The sequence below is a fragment of the Rothia sp. HMSC069C10 genome (assembly GCF_001812205.1).
In the GTDB taxonomy this organism is placed as follows: domain Bacteria; phylum Actinomycetota; class Actinomycetes; order Actinomycetales; family Micrococcaceae; genus Rothia; species Rothia mucilaginosa.
Genome location: NZ_KV808305.1, coordinates 241,117 through 260,864, shown reverse-complemented (window position 1 = coordinate 260,864; position 19,748 = coordinate 241,117). Strand labels below are relative to the sequence as shown.

The 19,748-nt window shown below is 59.2% G+C and carries 13 protein-coding genes and 1 tRNA gene; all 14 read left to right on the top strand.

Annotation, left to right across the window (positions count from 1 at the left end; all coding sequences use genetic code 11):
* Positions 1 to 122: 122 nt before the first annotated feature.
* The 14 genes from HMPREF2842_RS08330 to HMPREF2842_RS08265 all read left to right on the top strand — a co-directional run bounded on the left by HMPREF2842_RS08330 (position 123) and on the right by HMPREF2842_RS08265 (position 19,678).
* Complete coding sequence (locus HMPREF2842_RS08330; RefSeq protein ID WP_049355854.1) at positions 123 to 1,373, top strand: amidohydrolase; 1,251 nt, start codon at positions 123 to 125, stop codon at positions 1,371 to 1,373.
* A gap of 248 nt (positions 1,374 to 1,621) precedes the next feature.
* Positions 1,622 to 5,383, top strand: coding sequence for an ornithinee aminotransferase (locus tag HMPREF2842_RS08325; RefSeq protein ID WP_070644185.1), 3,762 nt, complete (start codon positions 1,622 to 1,624; stop codon positions 5,381 to 5,383).
* Between the two features lie 88 nt (positions 5,384 to 5,471).
* Positions 5,472 to 6,218: a nucleoside triphosphate pyrophosphohydrolase gene (locus HMPREF2842_RS08320; RefSeq protein WP_005506837.1), complete on the top strand. Its 747-nt coding sequence runs from the start codon at positions 5,472 to 5,474 to the stop codon at positions 6,216 to 6,218.
* A gap of 371 nt (positions 6,219 to 6,589) precedes the next feature.
* Entirely contained in the window at positions 6,590 to 7,870 is a 1,281-nt protein-coding gene (gene eno, locus HMPREF2842_RS08315; RefSeq protein WP_049341512.1) for a phosphopyruvate hydratase, read from the top strand.
* A gap of 357 nt (positions 7,871 to 8,227) precedes the next feature.
* Entirely contained in the window at positions 8,228 to 9,136 is a 909-nt protein-coding gene (locus HMPREF2842_RS08310; RefSeq protein ID WP_005506839.1) for a beta-1,6-N-acetylglucosaminyltransferase, read from the top strand.
* A 101-nt stretch (positions 9,137 to 9,237) separates the two neighbouring features.
* The gene (locus tag HMPREF2842_RS08305) at positions 9,238 to 9,882 is read left to right on the top strand and encodes a septum formation initiator family protein (RefSeq protein ID WP_070644182.1); all 645 of its coding nucleotides are present in this window, start codon (positions 9,238 to 9,240) and stop codon (positions 9,880 to 9,882) included.
* Between the two features lie 85 nt (positions 9,883 to 9,967).
* On the top strand, positions 9,968 to 10,567 hold the full coding sequence (locus tag HMPREF2842_RS08300) for a DUF501 domain-containing protein (protein ID WP_049341514.1): 600 nt from the start codon (positions 9,968 to 9,970) through the stop codon (positions 10,565 to 10,567).
* Between the two features lie 152 nt (positions 10,568 to 10,719).
* On the top strand, positions 10,720 to 11,673 hold the full coding sequence (locus HMPREF2842_RS08295; RefSeq protein WP_070644178.1) for a Ppx/GppA phosphatase family protein: 954 nt from the start codon (positions 10,720 to 10,722) through the stop codon (positions 11,671 to 11,673).
* Positions 11,674 to 11,736: 63 nt separating this feature from the next.
* Complete coding sequence (locus HMPREF2842_RS08290; protein ID WP_070644174.1) at positions 11,737 to 13,368, top strand: S8 family peptidase; 1,632 nt, start codon at positions 11,737 to 11,739, stop codon at positions 13,366 to 13,368.
* 438 nt (positions 13,369 to 13,806) lie between these two features.
* Entirely contained in the window at positions 13,807 to 15,192 is a 1,386-nt protein-coding gene (locus HMPREF2842_RS08285; protein ID WP_049341518.1) for an NAD(P)/FAD-dependent oxidoreductase, read from the top strand.
* 259 nt (positions 15,193 to 15,451) lie between these two features.
* A tRNA-Leu gene (locus HMPREF2842_RS08280) sits at positions 15,452 to 15,525 on the top strand.
* A gap of 610 nt (positions 15,526 to 16,135) precedes the next feature.
* Positions 16,136 to 17,020: a Cof-type HAD-IIB family hydrolase gene (locus HMPREF2842_RS08275; protein ID WP_070644170.1), complete on the top strand. Its 885-nt coding sequence runs from the start codon at positions 16,136 to 16,138 to the stop codon at positions 17,018 to 17,020.
* Between the two features lie 199 nt (positions 17,021 to 17,219).
* Positions 17,220 to 18,230 carry a Bax inhibitor-1/YccA family protein gene (locus HMPREF2842_RS08270; RefSeq protein ID WP_070644167.1) on the top strand — a complete coding sequence of 337 codons (1,011 nt, stop codon included), beginning with the start codon at positions 17,220 to 17,222 and terminating at the stop codon, positions 18,228 to 18,230.
* Positions 18,231 to 18,403: 173 nt separating this feature from the next.
* Entirely contained in the window at positions 18,404 to 19,678 is a 1,275-nt protein-coding gene (locus HMPREF2842_RS08265; protein WP_049358313.1) for an AI-2E family transporter, read from the top strand.
* Positions 19,679 to 19,748: the final 70 nt, after the last annotated feature.

Here is a 19,748-nt window from a genome sequence, read left to right as displayed (position 1 = left end):
CGGGGCTTCGGCGGGCAGGAGTACTCTTCACAATCTGTCATAAAGTCATAGATATTCTCGAGGGCTGTCAGAAAGGGGCGGCGGGTAGGTAAACCCCGGCGGGCGGCGTTATTCTACTGTGTATGGTTTTCGCTAATTCTCGCTACGATTTGTCCACCCCCGTCTTCGATGACTGGGTGGAGCGCATGATGGGTACCCTCGTGCAGTTCCGCCGCGAAGTGCACGCCAACCCGGAGCTTTCTTTCCGCGAGGTGGTGACCACTGAGCGCCTCATGAACCGACTGCGAGAAGCCGGCATGAATCCTGTTGCTTGCGAAGGCACCGGCTGCTACGTCGATATCGGAAGCGGTCCCTTTGCCGTGGCTCTGCGTGCCGATATTGATGCTCTGCCCATTGTTGAGCAGACAGACCTGCCCTACGCCTCCACCGTGCCCGGTGTGATGCACGCCTGCGGCCATGATATTCACCAGACCGTCATGCTCGGTGTAGCTCTGGCACTGCACGAGCTGAACGAGAAGACCCCGCTGGGCCGTAGCGTCCGCATTCTTTTCCAGCCCGCTGAGGAGCAGCTGCCCGGCGGTGCGGTGCAGATGATTTCGCAGGGTCTGCTCAAGGATATTCCGCGTGCTTTCGCTCTGCACTGTGACCCGAAGGTGGACCTGGGCCAGATCGGTACCCGCATCGGTGCGATTACCAGCGCCTCGGATACCGTGAAAATTCATCTGAGCGGTCACGGCGGCCACACTTCTCGCCCGCATCTGACTGAGGACCTCATCTATGCGATGAGCCAGATTGCTGTGCAGGTTCCCGCCGTGCTGACCCGCCGCACCGACGTGCGTTCGGGCGTGCTGGTCGCCTGGGGCCAGGTCAGTGCTGGTGTTGCTCCCAACGCTATTCCCGCCGAGGGCTACCTGGCGGGTACCATGCGTTGCCTGGATGTTGAGGTTTGGCGTCAGGCAGGCAACATGCTGGATGAAGTCATCGAGCAGGTTGCCGTACCCTTCGGCGTGACCGCGCGTGTGGAGCACATCCGCGGAGTGCCCCCGGTCGTGAACACCGACCTGGAAACCACCATGCTGGAGAACGCGGCTCGCGCCGAACTGGGCGAAGACTCCATTGTGCTGGTTGAGCAGTCCATGGGCGGCGAAGACTTCGCGTGGATGCTGCAGGAAGTTCCCGGCTCCATGTTCCGCCTGGGCACCCGTGCCCCCGGCGACCCCACCTACGATCTGCACCAGGGCGATTACGCCCCGAGCGAGCAGGCAATCGGCATTGGTGTGCGCGTCATGGCGGCAACTGCCCTGCGCGCCGTCCGTTTTGAGCTGGCGAAGGCTGCGAAGGCAGCGAACCCCATCCGCGATGAGGCACGCTAAAGAGCTTTTCGAAAGCTTATTCTGCAGTCTTGAAGGCGCGACTCTATAGCCGCATTAAGCCTTGAAAAGTGTAGAAGTTTCACCCCGTTACCTCTCACCGAGTAGCGGGGTGAAACTCTATGCACGCGATAGAATTAAAAGGATTATGAGGACATTTGCGTCATGTTTCCGACCCCGTGCCCACACACCTGCGGGGGATGAAGGAGGTGGCGCATCATCACACGGCGCACGCCGGAGGAGGACACCCAATGAGCTTCTTTGGAATCGGCAAGAAGAAGTTGGATGAGCAGTCGCGCGAAGAACAGAGTGCCGAAACTGCTAAGGTCCAGAAGGAACAGGTAAGCGAAGACGCTCCCAAGAATGCGCGACTGAGCCAGAAGATTATGGAACAGCAGCAGTGGGAGGACTCCCTGCGCCGCTTCGTGAAGTCTGAAAGCACACGCCACCAGAACCACGATGAAGAGCAGAACGAAGAGCACCGCGCTGTTGAGGACCTCAAACGCGCCCTCTTGCACGGCGATGAGAAGGTTGAAGAATCTTCCGCTGCTGATGAGCTGACCGAGGAACAGGCTGAGGAGCAGGAACGCCGTAGCCTGTTGGCGGCGCTTGGTGTTTTCCCCCAGGAGGCTGAGGAGCCTGTTGAGGTTGAGCAGGCTGCTGAGACCCAGGACGTTGAAGAAGACGCTTCGCCGGTTGCTGAGGCTGCTCAGCCCGCAACGCCCGCGTTCCTGCGCGATGACGAAGAGTCTGCAGCTGAGGATGCATCTGTCGAGGAGCAAGAGCCTAAGGACGCTGCAGAGGATGCACGTTCCCATTTTGAGGAGCACCTGCGTGCTGTGCGTGCCCAGAACACCGAAGATGCTGCCGCTGAGGATGCTGAAGATGCTGAGGCCGATGCAGATACTGCAGGCGAGGCAGAGGGCCGCGAAGAGCTTGAGGTTGTCGAGGCTGTTGTAGAAGCTTCCGAGAACAAGTCTGAGAACGCTCATTCTGCATCTGAAGCTGAGGAAATTCATACCGTTGAAGATATGAAGGCAGCCCGTACCCGTGCCGCCGTGACCGAGGCGCAGAACGCCGGTCTGGACGATCTGGCGGCAGCCTACGCGGCACGCCTGGGCATCACCTTGGACAGCGAAGAGGAGACCTTTGTCGAGGTTGCTTCCGATGAGGCGATCGCTGAGGAAACTGCTGCTGACAAGGCAACTACTGAGGCACCTGAGCCCGCTGAAGCTACTGAATCTGTTGAGGACACCGATGTGTCTGAGGTATCCGCAACTGTTGCTGAGACTGCTGAAGACTTCGAATCCGAGGAGACCGTTGACCTCACCGCAGGTGAAGAAGAAGTTGTAGAGCCTGCTACCGCTACTGAGGAAGAGCCGATTGAGGCTGTCGTTGAGGCGCCTGAGCTGCTGGCATCTGAACTTACTGAGGAAGAAAACGCGGTCTCTGATGAGACCGAGCTGCTCTCCGCCGTATCCGTTGAGGAGAAGCATGACGTGTCCGTCTCTGAAGCGCCCGCGGCTAAGGACTTCGACGCTGAAGAAGAGAACACCGCAGAGCTGATCTTTGACGCCTCCGCTGTTGCTGCCCCCGTAGTTGCTGCAGCTGCCGTTGCCTCTACCGCAAAGACCGAAAAGGCTGAAAAGGCTGAGGAGAAGACCGAAAAGGGTACCTCTCAGAGCGTCGCGCTGACCGCAGAGGGCATCGATAAGAAGGAAGCAGAGAAGCACGAGTCTGCTGCTCGTGATGACTCCGCTGAGGAGCCCGTTGCTGAGTTGAAGGAAACTGAGCAGAAGCTCAGCGAAGACGAAGCTGAACTGGTTGCCGAATCCATCATCCTGAGCGAGCCCGTTGAGGGCGCGGCAACCCTGCCCGCGCTCCCCGAGCAGCGTGCTCTCCACGGCCTTGCGGAGCTTATGCGCACCCGCGGTTCGGGCACCATGAGCCTGGAACTGCGCCAGGTTGATGAGGATATGCACTACCGTCTGCTGCACCGCGGCCGTGAGGTTGAAACCGGCATTGTCGTGCCCGGTGTTGACTGGTTTGCACCCGTTGCGGCACTGTACACCGAGGCTCAGCAGGTCGGCGCAACCTGGAACCGTGCGGCTGTCTCTTTGAAGCCGCGCCTGGGTGATGGCCTGGAGGTTCACGCATCGTACCTGGGTGCTGTGGATGGTCAGACTATTAGCGAGAGCTTCCTGCTGGAAGGTGCCGCTGTTGAGGCTAAGCCCGTTGCGACCGCTGAGGCCGCTGAGGCTACCTCGCAGGATGAGCCTCAGGAAGCTGCTGTTCAGAGTGTTGACCCGGTTGAGGCTGAACGTGAGGCTATCGAGCGTGAGCTGGAGGCTGAACTCGCTGAGAAGCAGGCTGCGAACGAGGCTGAGGCAGCTGCCGAAGCTGCTGAAGAGCCTGTAGTTGAGACTGCTGAAGAGGGTGCCTCCGCGGGTCTGCTGACTGCTGCAGGTCTTGCCGCTGCCGGTACTGCTGTGGCTGGTTCTGCCGCTTCTGCGCAGGAGAAGGAAGACGTAGAGGAGGCTGTTGAAGCTTCTGCCCAGCCTGCCGCCCAGCCTGCCCAGGCTGAGTTTGCGCCGGTTGAAGCTGAGTTCGAGCACGATTACGAGAACGACCCGGTCTTCGGTGCGGCTACCGTAGAGCCCGAAACCGAGCATGCCGAAGAATCTGCCGCTGAGGTAGTCGAGGCATCTGCCGAGGACTCTGTAGAGCCCGGCGAAGACATGGAAGCCGCCCTGGCCACCATTGTCGCCAACGCTCAGAAGAAGCTGGACGCTGAGGAAGCAACAGCCCCCGCAGTTGCTGAGGAAGCACCCGCTGAGGAAGTTTCGGCTGAGGAAGTTTTGGCTGCCGAGGAGCAGAAGGCTGCCGCTCCCGTGGTTGCTGAGTCCTTCACCCTGGACCGCACCCAGCCCGTTGAAGAAGCTGCAGATGAGCCGATCGCAGAGAGCTCCGAAGAGCCCGCCCTGCCCGCGTTCTTGGATGACTCTGAACTGCTGCCCGAGAAGGAAACCTCCGCTGCTTCCGCTGAAGCGCCCGCCGAGGAACCTGCCCTCGTAGACGTTGAGCCTGCCGCTGAGAGCGCGTCTGTGGCTCCCGGCCTGGCTGGTGCTCTTGCCGCAGCTGCCGCAGTGGGCACTGCCGGCGCCGCTACGAAGGCTACCGAGGCAAAGGCATCTGAGGCGAAGGCTACCGGCGCTCAGGAAGAGCCCGCTGAGAAGGCCGCTGAGCTCAAGACCGTTGAGGTGGCCCCCGCGGCTAAGATTGCTGAGGCTCCCGTAGCGGTTGCACCCGCCTCCGAGGCTACCGCTCAGACTGCCCCGGCAGCACCGGCAGCAGAGGTAGCAGAGGCGGCACCCGCCTCCGAGGCGACCACCCCGGTTGCCCTGCCGGAGAGCACCCCGGCAGGTATCTCCTCCAGCATCTCGGCATCCGCGCTGAGCGAGCTCAACCAGCTACCCACCATCGTGGCTGAGCCGGACACCCCCTCCGCCGCGGTGCAGAGCCCGCTGGTTCCCTCGGAGACTCAGCTGGCAGCCGGCAACCTGGTTCTGACCGAGGCTCAGGTCGCTCAGCGTCTGGCGCCGGTTGTCGAGCACCTCTTCGGCGAGAACGGCACCGCAAAGGATGCCACCACCGTGCTGATTCGTGTACGTGCCCTCGGCTCCTACTACGACGCCCTGACCCACGTGCGCCGCAACGGCTTCTGGGAGCAGGTCCGTACCTTCGAGCTGATTCCCGAAACCCTGCTGGACATTCCGGCGCTGAAGACCGACTCGTACAGCGAGGGTGAGGGCTCGCCGCTGGCTATGAGCCTGACCTTCACCCCGGGCGTGCCGGTTCAGGCGGCATTCGATTATGCGAATGAGCAGGCGTTTGTCACCTACCCGCGTCCGCTGGATGCTGAGCGTTATGTTGAGGAGCTGCGCATGTTCCCGCGTCTGGGTTCGAAGATCCCGGCTCATATGACGAGCGCGCTTTCGCACTGGAACCTCTAAAACCTTGTAAGGTGCGCCGCGCCGGCTCCCCGTGTGGGGGTCGGCGCGGCGCGCTATGTTTGTCATTTTTTCGATGAGGAAGATTGTTATGACTGATACCCCTAATACTCCTGAGGCTTCTGCGGCGCAGAACGTTCAGGACACCGCCGCCCGCGCGGCTGAAGCCTTCGGCACCCTGGTGGAAACCATGGCGCTGTTGCGCGCACCGGGCGGTTGCCCGTGGGATGCTGAGCAGACTCACGCCTCCCTAATCCGCTACCTGGTGGAGGAAGCCTACGAGGTTGTCGAGGCGGTAGAAACCGGCGGCGAGCCGAATATGCCGCTGCTGCGTGAGGAGCTGGGCGACGTGCTGCTACAGGTGGTGTTCCACTCTGATATTGCTGCGGCAAACCCGCAGGGCTTCGACATCGTGCAGGTGGTTGAGGGCCTTGTGCAGAAGCTTCGTTCGCGCCACCCCGATGTGTTTGCGGCTGAGTCTGAGGGCTCTTCGGAGGCGCCTCGCACCGCGGCTGAGCAGCAGGCGGCGTGGGATGCGTTGAAGAAGAAGGAGAAGAGCGACCGTGGCGCGCTGGATGGTATTCCACCGCATCTGCCGGCGCTCGCTATGGCTGAGAAGACTGCTGTGAAGGCACGTAAGGCGGGTATTATTCTGCCGCCGGAGCCCACGAGCATGGAGGACGACCTGCGCTATATGCACACTGAAGAGGAATTCGGCGAGCTGCTCTTTGCGTTGGTGAGCCGCGCACAGCGTAATGGTTTGGATCCGGAGCGTGCCCTGCGTTCGTACACTCGTCGCTATATTGCTCAGCATACGCATGATGAGCCGAGCTATTAGAAACGCTGGTTGAGTTCTTCTGTGAGACGCTTTGAAATCTGTTCTCTGAGGGAATGAAAGGTTTCAAAGCGCCTTCTGTTTGTTTGGGGTTGTGTTGGGCAACCGTGAGGATGCTCGTGGCACATGCCCCGGCATTTGGGCTCATGTTGTGCTTTGGTCGAGTACCCACACCCTCACAATGTGGGGGAGTGTGGGTCTTGTTCCGCTTTGTAGCGCCTGACTAAGGGTTATCTAGACCTTCATTAAGGCAATAAAAAAGCGGTGGCAACTAGTGTGTTTGTGTGGGAGTTTTGCTAGAATTTAGGGGACGCGACTTGTCCACTACCGGGTGAGCCGTTCACATCCTTGACATCTCATAAGGAGAACAATTCATGGCTGTTATTACCGCAGTTCACGCACGCCAGATCCTGGATTCCCGTGGCAACCCGACCGTTGAGGTTGAGGTTCTGCTCGAAGACGGTGCTTTCGCACGCGCAGCTGTGCCCTCGGGCGCATCCACCGGTGAGTGGGAAGCTGTTGAGCGCCGCGATGGCGACAAGTCCGTATACCTGGGCAAGGGTGTTCTGGGCGCAGTGAAGTCTGTTATCGAAGAAATCGCTGAAGAGGTCATCGGCATTGAGGCTTCCGACCAGCGCGCTGTTGACGCAGCCATGATTGCTCTGGATGCAACCAACAACAAGGGCAAGCTGGGCGCAAACGCAATCCTGGGTGTCTCCCTGGCTGTTGCTAAGGCAGCTGCTGAGTCCGCTGACCTGCCCCTGTACAAGTACCTCGGCGGCCCGAACGCTCACGTTCTGCCCGTCCCCATGATGAACATCCTCAACGGTGGTTCTCACGCAGACTCCAACGTTGACATCCAGGAGTTCATGATTGCTCCCATCGGCTTCGACAACTACTCTGACGCTCTGCGCGCAGGTGTTGAGGTTTACCACTCCCTGAAGTCCGTGCTGCACGACCGCGGCCTGGCAACCGGCCTGGGCGACGAGGGTGGTTTCGCACCCAACCTGGAGTCCAACGCAGCTGCACTGGACCTGATCGTTGAGGCAATCGAGAAGGCTGGCTACAAGCCGGGCGAGCAGGTTGCACTGGCACTGGACGTTGCATCCTCCGAGTTCTACAACGACGGCGCATACGAGTTCGAGGGCCAGAAGAAGTCCGCAGCTGAGATGAGCGCATACTACGCTGACCTCGTTGCAAAGTACCCCCTGGTTTCCATTGAGGATCCCCTGGATGAGAACGACTGGGAGGGCTACAAGACCCTGACCGAGCAGATCGGTGACAAGGTCCAGATCGTCGGTGACGACCTGTTCGTGACCAACCCCGAGCGTCTGGCTCGCGGTATCGAAGAGGGCGCAGCTAACGCTCTGCTCGTGAAGGTGAACCAGATTGGTTCGCTGACCGAGACCCTGGATGCAATGGAGCTGGCACAGCGCCACGAGTACCGTTGCATGGTTTCTCACCGTTCCGGTGAGACCGAGGACGTCACCATCGCTGACCTGGCTGTTGCAACCAACGCTGGCCAGATCAAGACCGGTGCTCCCGCACGTTCCGAGCGCGTTGCTAAGTACAACCAGCTGCTGCGCATCGAGGAAGAGCTGGGCGACGCAGCTGTTTACGCTGGCAAGTCCGCATTCCCCCGTTTCAAGGCATAATGACGCTTGAAAGCTTATAAGGGGATGCTCTGCTGAACTTCCCTGAACAGGCCGGGTCGATCCCAATACATCGTGAGGTAATTCATCACGTTATGTATTGTGGGTCGGCCCGGTTTTTCCTTGTCAGAGGCATATAATATTGGGTATATACTCACTCACGCTTCATACTTTCAACTGGTTTAATGCGTCAATTGACGGCTTAAGCCTATGAGCTAACTGGTGCTCTCTGCTCGGCTAATCGGGTCGTACCTGACTATCTCGTGATGTGATTCATGACTGGTAGTTGCGGTGCGGCCTTATTTTTTATGCCTTGATAGGACACCCAGATCTTTCCACTCAATTTCTTAAAGGACTGTCATGACTGTATGTTTTATGATCCTCGCCCATTCGCGACCTCAGCAATTTCTTGAACTCACCCGAATCATTAAAAACTCGGGTGGAGAAACAGTCGCTTTTATTGATAAAAAAGCTAATTTGCAGGAATTTGAAACTGCTGATGCTCATTTTGTAAGCCGCCGGTTTAACGTTAACTGGGGAGGTTATTCCCTGACACGTGCTATGCAGGTTCTGCTGCGTGAGGCTCTGCAAACCTACCCCGACGCTCATCACTATATTTTCTTGTCTGGCCAAGATTATCCGGCTCGTCCGCTCACTGAATACATTGAGTACCTAGGCCGAGAAGAGAACCGTGACCGATGCTGGATGAACTTCTACGCAATGGCACCTGGTACGCAGTTCTATACTGTTTTGAAGTACCCGCGTTCCTATGACTTGAAGGCGCGTTTGGGCAATAAGGTGTACGCCCTGGTTCAGAAACTTTGGGACGTATACTACTCTCGTCGGCCTCGCATGAAGTATCCGGTGCAGTTTTACCGTGGCTCTTCTTCTTGGGTTGTTTCTCGTGAAGGAGCGCTGGCAATGGTGAAATTCCTTGATTCCAATCAGGGCAAGGCTATGCAAAAGTTCTTGCGGAAAACCCACGTTTCTGATGAGATTTGGGGTGCCACTGCTCTCCTGAATTCTTCTGCGAAGGAACATGCTACCAACTGGGATACCGATGGTCAGCTTGTTCCTGGAACTATGAAGGAAGAGAACAAGGTTTACCACCATTACATTGATTGGGATCCTGAACGCGAGAACCCTGCTCTTCTACATAGCGGTGACCTTGAGAAGATTGATGCGTCAGGCAAGTGGTTCATCCGAAAAGTTGATGCTGAAAAATCGCAGGATTTGCTCGATATTCTGCGTCAACGACAGATTCTATAATCCTCAGATTCTGCCTCACCCGTGAAGAAAAGTGGTGCTACAAACCCGGTAGAATATAAAGGAAGCGCTTAGCGGTACAGAATGGAACGAGGGATAGAGCAATGAGCCAGCGAGCAAACCAGCAGACCCGGTCGCACTCTACGAGTTCCACTGCACCCGCTCAGGGCGCTACCGCCTCCGATGCGCCGCGTGGCGCCGCTAAGGAAGCCCGCACCTCCCTGATGAAAAAGGCTAGTGCCCTTTTCTTCGGCGTGGGTTTGAGCGAGCGTCACCCTGAGCGTGAACGTCAGGCGCAGGCTCGCCGTGAGGAACGTGCCCGCCGCCGCGCCGCAGCCCAACAGGGCCGTGAAGAAGACGGATACGATGCCCCCGTGGCGGCTCATATGTTCTCCGGTCGTAGCTTCCTGACCGCTGTTGTGGTGGGCGTGATTGCGCTCGGTACCGCATACCCGGTGGTCACCTACATTGACCAGGACCGGGAAATCAAGCAGATCAACACGCACATTTCCCAGCTGCAACAGGAGAACGCCCAGCTGAAGGCGGAGCAGACCTGGTGGAACGACGACAACTACGTTCGTCAGCAGGCACGTAGCCGCCTCTACTATGTGAACCCCGGCGACACCCCCTACGTGGTCACCGGCATTACCGAGGACTCCACGAAGGCGGACGGTACTTCTGCGAACGCGAAGAACGCCCCCGAGGAAGCCTGGACCACGAAGGTTTGGAATTCTCTCGAGAAGAACTAGCCCCAGCCACCGGCAGGAACCCCCGCCCTGGCAAGCACCCGGCATAAGCGGACGAGGTGACCCCTCGTACCAGAAACTTAGGATTATGAGCACCGAAAACACCATTGAAGAGCTGAAGGCACGCACCCCCGGCGGCTTCGGCGTAACTGTTGAAACCCTGACCCCCACCGAGCAGGACATCCGTGTTCTCTCCGCGCAGCTGGGCCGTAAGGTCCGCGACGTGATTGAGATTCCGGCACGCTGCGTGTGCGGTAACCCGCTCGTGGCTGCTACCGCGCCGCGCCTGAGCAACGGCACCCCCTTCCCGACCGTTTTCTACCTGGCGCATCCGGTGATTACCGCTGCGGCTTCCCGCCTGGAGGCGGGCGGCCTGATGTACGAGATGACCGACTCGCTGGCTGAGGACGCGGACCTGGCGGCACAGTACGCTGCCGCACACGAGAACTACCTGGCTGAGCGTGAGCGCATCCGCCTGATCAGCGGCACTGAAGAGGTCCCGGAGATTGACGGCATCTCTGCCGGCGGCATGCCGACCCGTGTGAAGTGCCTGCACGCCGTTATCGGCCACACCCTGTCGGTGGGGCGCGGCGTGAACCCGATGGGTGACCGCGGCCTGGACGCTATCGCCGAGTGGTGGACCCCCGAGGTCTGCTCCTGCGACCCCGCGTGGCGTGAAGAAGCCTAAATATTGATTCTGGTGCGCCCGCATCGTCGTAAGGGACGGTGCGGGCGCATAATAGATAGAAGAAAGAGCGCCGAAAAGCGAAAAGTTTTCGCATGCGGCGCTCGCTGTGCCTTTGGCACTGATTGGTATTGAAGACCTGAAAGGAACCCACCGTGCGCGTTGGTGCGATTGACTGCGGTACGAACTCTATTCGCCTGCTGATTGCTGATTCCACTACTGAGGTGGTGGACGGGGTCGAGAAGACCGTCCTGAAGGACGTTGTGCGTGAGATGCGCATTGTGCGTCTGGGTCAGGGTGTGGACGCGACCGGCTGGCTGGCGCAGGAGGCGCTGGACCGTACTTTCGCTGCGGCTCGTGAGTATGCGCAGCTGCTGAAGGAGCACGGCGCGGATTCGGTGCGTTTCGTGGCGACCAGTGCGACCCGCGATGCGGGTAACCGCCAGGTATTCGTGGACGGTATCCGCGAGATTCTGGGCATTGAGCCCGAGGTCATCAGCGGTGATGAGGAAGCTGCGCTGTCATTCGCAGGCGCGGTGCGCGCTGTCGGTTACGGCGATGGCGACACCCTGGTGTTCGACCTGGGCGGTGGCTCGACCGAATTCGTGCTCGGTGACGAGTCGGGCGTGAAGGCTTCGCGCAGCGTCAATATCGGTTGTGTGCGTCTGACTGAGCGTCACATGATGAGCGCTCCGTCGACTGAGTCGCAGATTGCCCGCGTTGAGGCTGATACTGATGAGGCTCTCGAGGTGGCGCGTAAGACTGTGCCCCTGCAGGATGCACGCCGCGTGGTGGCTGTGGCTGGTACCGCAACCACTGTAGCTGCCGCTGCCCTGGGCCTGGACCGCTACGATTCTGAGGCTATTAACGCTCAGAGCTTCTCCGTGGAGACCGTTCAGAAGACTGCCCGCTGGTTGGCTTCGCTGAGCCGTACCGAGCGCGAGGAACTCGGATACATGCACCCGGGCCGGGTGGATGTGATTGGTGCCGGTGCGACGATTTACGCCCGCATCCTGACCCGTCTGAATGAGATGACTGACGGTGCCGTTGATTCGGTGACCGTCAGCGAGCACGACATTCTGGACGGTATCGCTCTGTCCCAGCTGTAGGCTTGAGCGCTCGCGCCGTGAACCGATGGTGGTTCACGGCGCGGCTCAGCTTGAGGAGTTTTAATGGTTCGTTCTGAGCATCTTCGTTCTGAGCATCGGCGAGGTACGCCCCTGACTGGCTGGTCTTTTGTGCCGTCTTTTGCCTCTGCGTCTCGTGTATGTGGTGTGCGCGCCTCGGTTTTTGCTGATCGAGGTGCCTCTCGCCGCGCCCGCAAGGTTGCTGCTTTGGGTGCCAGCGCCGCGTTGACTCTTCTGCCGTTGTGGACCCCGCTGGCGCCTGCTGCGTGGGCGACTGACCCGACGCCTTCAGCTTCTGCGTCCCCGAGCCCGAAGAGGGAGGTGACGGCGACTCCTTCGCCGTCGGGTACTGCGGTGCCGAAGACCTCGGCAACTCCAAGTCAGGGTGCGGATACGGCAAATGGCGACGATGTACGTCACCGCGAGTACTGGCTGAAGGAGTACGGTATTACGTCGCTGTGGTCGCAGGCTACGGGTAAGGGCGTGACGGTTGCCGTAATTGATACGGGCGTGGATGGTACCCACCCGGATCTTGAGGGTAACGTGCTGCGTGGTACCGATGTCTCGGGCGTGGGTAGCGAGGACGGCTGGAAGGGCCTGGGTGCTGAGCCGATGCACGGCACGGAGGTTGCTTCTCTGATTGCCGGTCACGGTCACGATACGCAGGGTTACTCTGCGATTGCGGGTCAGCCGGGTAAACCGACCGGCATGATTGGTGTGGCTCCCGAGGTGAAGATTCTGCCGATTTCGCTGAATATGGGTACGACCGGCGGCAAGAGCATTGATGAGCAGATTCCTGCGGCGGTGCGCTACGCGGTCGACCACGGGGCTCAGATTATTAACATGTCGATTGGTTCGAATAAGACGAGCTGGCCGCAGAGCTGGGATGAGGCGTTTGCCTACGCTGAGCAGAAGGGCGTGCTGATTGTTGCGGCTGCGGGTAACCGTGGTAGCGGCTTGACTCAGGTTGGTGCTCCGGCGACGATTCCTGGCGTGTTGACGGTGGGTGGTATTGACCGGAATAAGCAGGTTTCTGAGGGCTCGTCGACTCAGGGCATTTCGATTGCTGTGGTTGCTCCGAGTACGGATATGATTGCGGCGGCTCCCGGTAATGGGTACATGCTGTGGTCGGGTTCTTCGGCGGCAGCCCCTCTGGTGACGGGCGTTGCGGCGTTGTTGAAGCAGAAGTATCCGCAGGAGTCGGCGGCTCAGCTGGCTCAGCGTTTGATTGCTTCGGCTGATGATGCTGGTGCGACGGGCCGTGACCCGTTGTACGGCTACGGTGTGTTTAACCCGCAGGATGCGATGGCTTTGCCTGCGCCTAAGGTGACGGCGAATCCGCTGGGTTCGATTTCTGAGTGGATTGCGGTGCATCGTAAGCAGCAGGTGAGTGAGCCGACTCCGAGTGATGCTGCTCCGGTGCATGAGGAGGGTGAGAGCATTGTGAAGGCGGCTGCGCCGGATGCGCGTCGCCCTCCGGAGGATCGTGGCTGGTTGCCGCCGGTGATTTTGGCGGCTTTGACGCTGTGGCTGACGATTATTACGGCTGGTTCGGTGCATCGTTTGCACAGGCTGCATGTAAGTGCGGGTGAGGCTGCGCGGATGGCTCGTGCGGCGGCGCATCATCCGGGTTCTCATCAGGGTTCACGTCGGGGCGCTCGCCGGACCTCTCGTTAGCATCGTTTGATTGCGTTTTTCTGTTCGCCCGGGGCTGACTTTTGAGTTAGTCCCGGGCTTTGTGATGCGGGGGCTGGCTTTCGACGGGGGAACACCCCAATAAACGAAAATATCGAACATACCGCGCAAAAAACGGAAAGAGTGATTTAGACCGTAATCCACATCACGAGATGAACCCTGTTCATATCTTCAAAACTTTTAACTTAGGGTCAGCTCAAAGGGGCCATAAGTGCGAAATCACCTAAACAAAGGCGTAAAATAAAAGACAACAGGTATGTGATAGACAGGCTCGTGCTGCTAGCCACTTCGCGTTGCGCAAGGACTTCCAGAGCGAGCCGCTTTGTTCGTCAGGGGAGCTTTCGGAACGAGCCGAAAGTTGCACATATCAACCTACCGGGGCTACCGAACCTCGGTACCTAAAGACTAGGAAGTAACAAAATGGCATTCACTAAGGTGGCACAGGACCGTCCTCGCGTCCTGATCGTCGGTGGCGGCTACGTCGGCTTCACCGTTGCTAAGAAGATTCAGAAGGCTATCAAGGAGACCGGTGGCGTCGTCACCATCGTTGAGCCGAACCCCTACATGACTTACCAGCCCTTCCTCCCTGAGGTTGCAGCAGGTTCCATGGAAGGCCGTAACGCAACTGTGCCGCTGCGCCAGCACCTGCGCGACACCGAGCTGATTCCCGGCCGCGTTGTCTCCATCGACCACGCAAACCGCACCGCTGTTGTTGAGCCCACCGACAACGGTGAGCCCTTCGAGCTGAAGTACGACGAGATTGTTCTCGGCGCAGGCGCTGTGACCCGTGCATTCCCGATTCCGGGTCTGGCAGAGGTTGCTATCGGTCTGAAGACCATTGAAGAGGCAGTCTCTGTTCGTAACTGGGTTCTGGACCGCATCGAGGTTGCATCCATGCTGTCCGACGCTGAAGCTCGCCGCCGCGCCCTGACCTTCGTTGTTGTTGGTGGTGGCTTCGCTGGCGTTGAGACTATCTCCGAGCTCGAGGACATGGCACGCGTTGCTGTGGAGCGCAACGAGCGTCTCTCCGTTTCTGACCTGCACTTCGTCATGGTTGAGGCTGCACCGCGCATCATGCCCGAGGTTCCCGCAGACCGTGCCGAGAAGGTCGTTGCAGAGCTGCGTGCACGCGGCATCGAGATCCTGCTGAATACCTCCCTCTCCGACGCAACCGACGGCAACCTGCAGCTGATCAACATGGCTGACAAGTCCCCCGCAGGCGAGATTAAGACCGATACCCTCATCTGGACCGCAGGTGTGGCAGCATCCCCGATGCTGAAGAACACCGACTTCCCGATCGACGAGCGTGGCCGCGTTCGCGTGGGCGCAGACCTTCGCGTCACCGGTGACGACGGTGTGGTCGAGGGTGCTTGGGCTGCAGGCGACAACGCTGCTGTTCCGGACCTTTCCGGTGGCGGCGTGGGCGGCTTCTGCGTTCCCAACGCTCAGCACGCTTCCCGCCAGGCTGTTGTTCTGGCTAAGAACCTGCTGGCTGCTCGCCGCGGCGAGCCTCTGACCGACTACTACCACGAGACCATTGGTGTTGTGGCAGGTCTGGGCCTGTGGAAGGGCGTTGCAAACTTCAAGGGCAAGACCATTGGCGGTCCGCTGGCATGGATCATGCACCGCGGCTACCACGGCTCTGCAATCCCCACCACCGAGCGTACCGTTCGCGTTATGACCACCTGGGCTCTGAACCAGATCTTCGGCCGCGACACCTCCTCGATTCGCCACCAGCGCTCCCCGCGCCTGGCATTCCAGGAAGCAACCGGTACTGCACCGGCACGCCAGAAGGCAAAGCTCTAAAATAGCCTGACTTAGGGGTATGCCCCTGAGATAGCGCATTTGAGATAAAGCAATGGGCGGTGTGGAAGACCTTAGTCTTCTGCACCGCCTATTCTGCGCCTGGGTGCTTGCGAGCTGTCTAGCTTAGCCGCCCACCGGTGCTTTTGCATGATGCTTGCTGAGGCAGGGTGCGGGGAACTGCTTGAAATGTGTTTCCGCTTAGGTTCGAGTGCGTTTTCGTGGAATAATAATTACTTGTGTCCCGGACTGTTCGGGATACGCCCTCATAGTCCAATTGGCAGAGACAGAGGACTTAAAATCCTTGTGTTCTGGGTTCGAGTCCCAGTGGGGGCACAGCATAGACGCGCGTAGATGTGCGGTATAGATGGGCGGCGGCTCTTCCCGTGGGGGAGGGGCCGCCGCTTGCGTATCTGAAGGTTTACATATCTGGGGTTTTGTGGGGGTGAAAAGGCGATGCCCCCGACCCATACTATCGGGGGCATCGTGGAGTGGCGGTGCGGGCTATGGCATTCCGCGCACTCTCTTCACCGCGGATAGAAGAGCTCGTCCTCTGCCGGAATCAGGACGGCTGGCGGTGAAGTCTGGTGAACCTGCAGGTGATTGCCTGCCTCGGTCATGTGTGGAGGCAGGAGGCGGTTCAAAGCTTACTTGCGGCGCGCGGTCACGAGCGCGTCGATGGAGAACTTGCCTGCGCCGCTGTATTTCGTGGTGTTGTTCATGCCTTCAAGCTTGACAAGTAAAGTTTTACACTTCAAGTAAGTCTAGTTTGTGGAGAAAAAGAGTGCAAAACAGGGGGTTTAGATGACGTTTTGTGACGGGGCTCCACGCCCTAAAACACCCGCGAACCGTCTTCCGGAGCTCAAAAAACGTGAGACCCTATAAAGAGACACAGCCACAGACGCACCCCTGCCTGAACGGGGGAGCAGAGTCAGAAAGGCACAGCATGCAGACTAAACCCTCCATCATTGCCGTCGATATGGACGGCACCTTCCTCACCGACTCCAAAACCTTCGACACCGAACGGTTCGCGCGCATCCTGCCCCGCCTGCAGGCGCATGGAATCCACTTCGTCGTGGCGAGCGGAAATACCCATGCCAAGCTACAGGACTATATGCGCGGTTTCGAGGACCAGGGCCTCACCTACATTGCTGAGAACGGCGCGTACCTCGCCGATGACAGCGGTCAGCTTGCCGTGCATCCCTTTGAGGAAGAGGATATCCCGCGCATTATTGAGGTAGTGCAGGGGCTGGACCAGATCGGTCTGCTGGTGTGCACCACCGAGGGTATTTACCTGCCCAAGGATCGTTGCGATCAGATTGTGCACATGATTCGCGGCTATTTTGAAGACACCGGTCAGGAACTCCCCGAGACCCTCACCCTGGAGGATTTTGCGGCGTTCTTCTTCCCTGGCTCGGTCATGATTGACTCCATTGAGGATTTTGAGGGCGTCCCCATCAAGTTCCCGCTGCTGACCCCTCCGAAGCAGACCCAGCAACTGAGCGTCTACTTGCGTGAGGTTCTTCCGCAGACCGTTACCCCGATGGTCAGCGGCTTTGGCGCCATCGACTTGGTGCGCACCGGCGTCAACAAGGCAACCGGTCTGAAGGACCTGTGTGAGCGCCTGAACGCCGACCCGGAGGGTATTCTCGCTTTCGGTGACGGTGAGAATGACATGGAGATGCTCCGCTATGCGGGCTGGGGTGTTGCTATGTCTAACGCCCCGGAGGTTGTGCGGAATGCTGCTGACGAGGTGATCGGCTCGAACGAGGAGCAAGCAGTTCTGGATTATCTGGAGCAGCTCCTGGATCGTTTGGAAGCTTCGCAATAGAGACTTCACGAAGAGGCACACAGAAGCGTTTGCGTGCGGGGCGGTGTGGACTTGGGTGAACCTCAGGTAAACACCGCCCTGAAATATTCTGGCAAGGTCGCCAGATGCGCTTGCTGGTAACGAACAGCGCCCGTGAGCGCAGAATCTATCCGATAGAATTAACAAGAATTAGTTTTGTCCCCGTATGAAGGAGAGAATGATGGCGGGAAATCCGCTTCTGAATTCAATGACGAAGAATGCCACTCAGGGTGACTCTCGTTTCGGTCGCTTTGGTGCGCAGTCTCAGCAGAACAACCAGCAGGCGTACGGTCAGCAGCAGGGCTACGGCCAGCAGACTTACGGTCAGTACGGTCAGCAGTCCTACGGCCAGTACGGCCAGCAGGGCTACGGTCAGAACGCATACGGTCAGCCCCAGTACGGTCAGCAGCCCTATGGTCAGCAGTACGGCCAGCCCCAGTATGACCAGCAGGCACAGTACGGCCAGCCGTACGGTGAGGCTGACTACGGCGTAGCGGCTCCCACCTACTCGGAGCCCATTTCCGCAGGTGAGCGTCTGACCATGAACGATGTCATGGTCAAGACCGGTATCAACCTGGGTCTGGTCGCTGTCGGTGCCGCCGTTGCATGGCATGCACCGGTGCTGCTGCTCCTGGGCATGGTTGGCGGCCTGGTGCTGGGTCTGGTGAACTCCTTCAAGAAGAAGGTTTCCCCGGTCCTGGTCATGACCTACGCGCTCATGGAAGGCCTGCTGCTCGGCGGCCTGTCCGCAGTTGTGGATATGCGCTACCCCGGCGTGGCAATTCAGGCGGTTCTGGCAACCCTCGTGGTTGCAGGTACCACCCTGGCTCTGTTTGCGAACGGTAAGTTGCGCGCAACCCCCAAGCTGAATAAGATTTTCATGATTGGTGCGCTCAGCTACCTGGGTTACGGCCTGGTGTCCATGCTGACCGCGGGTATCTTCGGTTCCTCGCTGAACAGCTTCTCTATTGGTGGTATTCCGCTGGGCCTGGTGGTTGGTCTGTTCGCTGTTGCGCTGGCAACCTACTCGCTGCTGCTGGACTTCACCACCACCTCCGAGGCTGTGGAGGCTGGCCTGCCCGAGCGTGAGTCCTGGCGTCTTGCATTCGGCCTGACCGCTTCTCTGGTCTGGCTGTACGTTGAGATCCTGCGTGTTCTCATGTACCTGGCAAGCATCTTTAGCAACGACTAAAGCTCGTTATGAGGCGGCGGTACCGTGATGGTGCCGCCGCCTTTGCCGCTTTACTTCCCCGATGTATCGAGGCGCAGGGGAGGGGCGCAACAACATCACCACATACCGCCTTCCGCTGGGGCAGCCGAAGCTGCCCCGCGCGGGCGCGACACCGATAACGATTTGGAGACACCGTGAAAATTACACCTATTGCAGAAGAACATGTAGCCGAGGAGAAGCGCGGCTACCGGGTGCCTTTTGCTATGGAAGTTGCTGGTGCTTGGGCGTGGCGCATCATTATGATTGCCGGTGCCGGTTGGATCCTTTGGAAGGGCCTGGGGCACGTCTCCCTGCTGGTTATTTCTCTTCTGGTGGCTCTGCTGCTGGCGGCTCTGCTGAGCCCCGCCGTGATGCTTCTGCGTAAGAAGGGCGTTCGTGCCGGTGGCGCGGCGGCTATTGCCGAAATCGGTATGATTCTGGTGCTCGCCGGTATTATTTCGCTGACCGGTCAGCAGATTCTGCGCGGTTTTGTGTCCATGGCGGATAAGGCGATGCAGGGCTACCAGCAGCTGATTGGTTGGCTGAAGGACCTCGGTTACGAGTTCGGTGCAGACCAGCTGAACCAGCTGCTGGAACAGATGGAGAGTGCTGCAACCAATAACCCCAGCTCCGTGCTGCACGGTGTGTCTCGGGTGGGTTCGACTGCGGCTGAGGTTGCAACCGGCACCCTGTTGACCCTGTTTACCCTGGTCTTCTTCCTGATGGAGGGCGAGCGTATCTGGCTGTTCGTCACCCGCCTCTTCCCGAAGGATGCGCGTGCCGCCGTCAACGGTGCGGGTCGTGCGGGTTGGAAGTCCCTGGGCGCGTACGTGCGCGTTCAGATTCTGGTGGCGGCTATTGACGCTATCGGCATTGGCATTGGTGCCGCAATTCTGGGCGTGCCGCTGGCTATCCCGCTGGGTGTGCTGGTCTTCCTCGGCTCCTTCGTTCCGGTGATTGGTGCTCTCATTTCCGGTGCTGTGGCTGTGCTGCTGGCGCTGGTTGCTCTGGGCCCGGTGCAGGCGCTGATTATGCTCGGTATTGTTCTGCTGGTTCAGCAGCTCGAATCCCACATTCTGCAGCCGCTCATTATGGGTAAGGCTGTCTCCCTGCACCCGCTGGCGGTTATTTTCTCGGTGGCTGGTGGATCCATGATTTTTGGTGCGGTGGGTGCTCTGTTCGCTGTGCCGACTCTGGCTGTGGTCAACGCGGTGGTGCGTTACCTGGCGAACCGTGACTGGGAGAAGGAAGCACCTCGTGAGGAGGAGTTCCTCTTCCCGCACGAGGTGGCTCGCCGCGAGCAGGCTGAGGAGAAGGCCCAGGAACGGCAGGAGAGCGTCAAGAATCTGGCCTCCCGGGTGCCGAGCCGTCAGAAGGCTGAGGAGCCTGAGAACCAGGCTTCCGAGGCTTCGGACTCCTCCGAAGACTAGGGGCCTGCATCGAGCGGGAGGTTTTGGCGTAGGGCACCCCGCCACCCTCGATAACGCACCGCTAACTCGT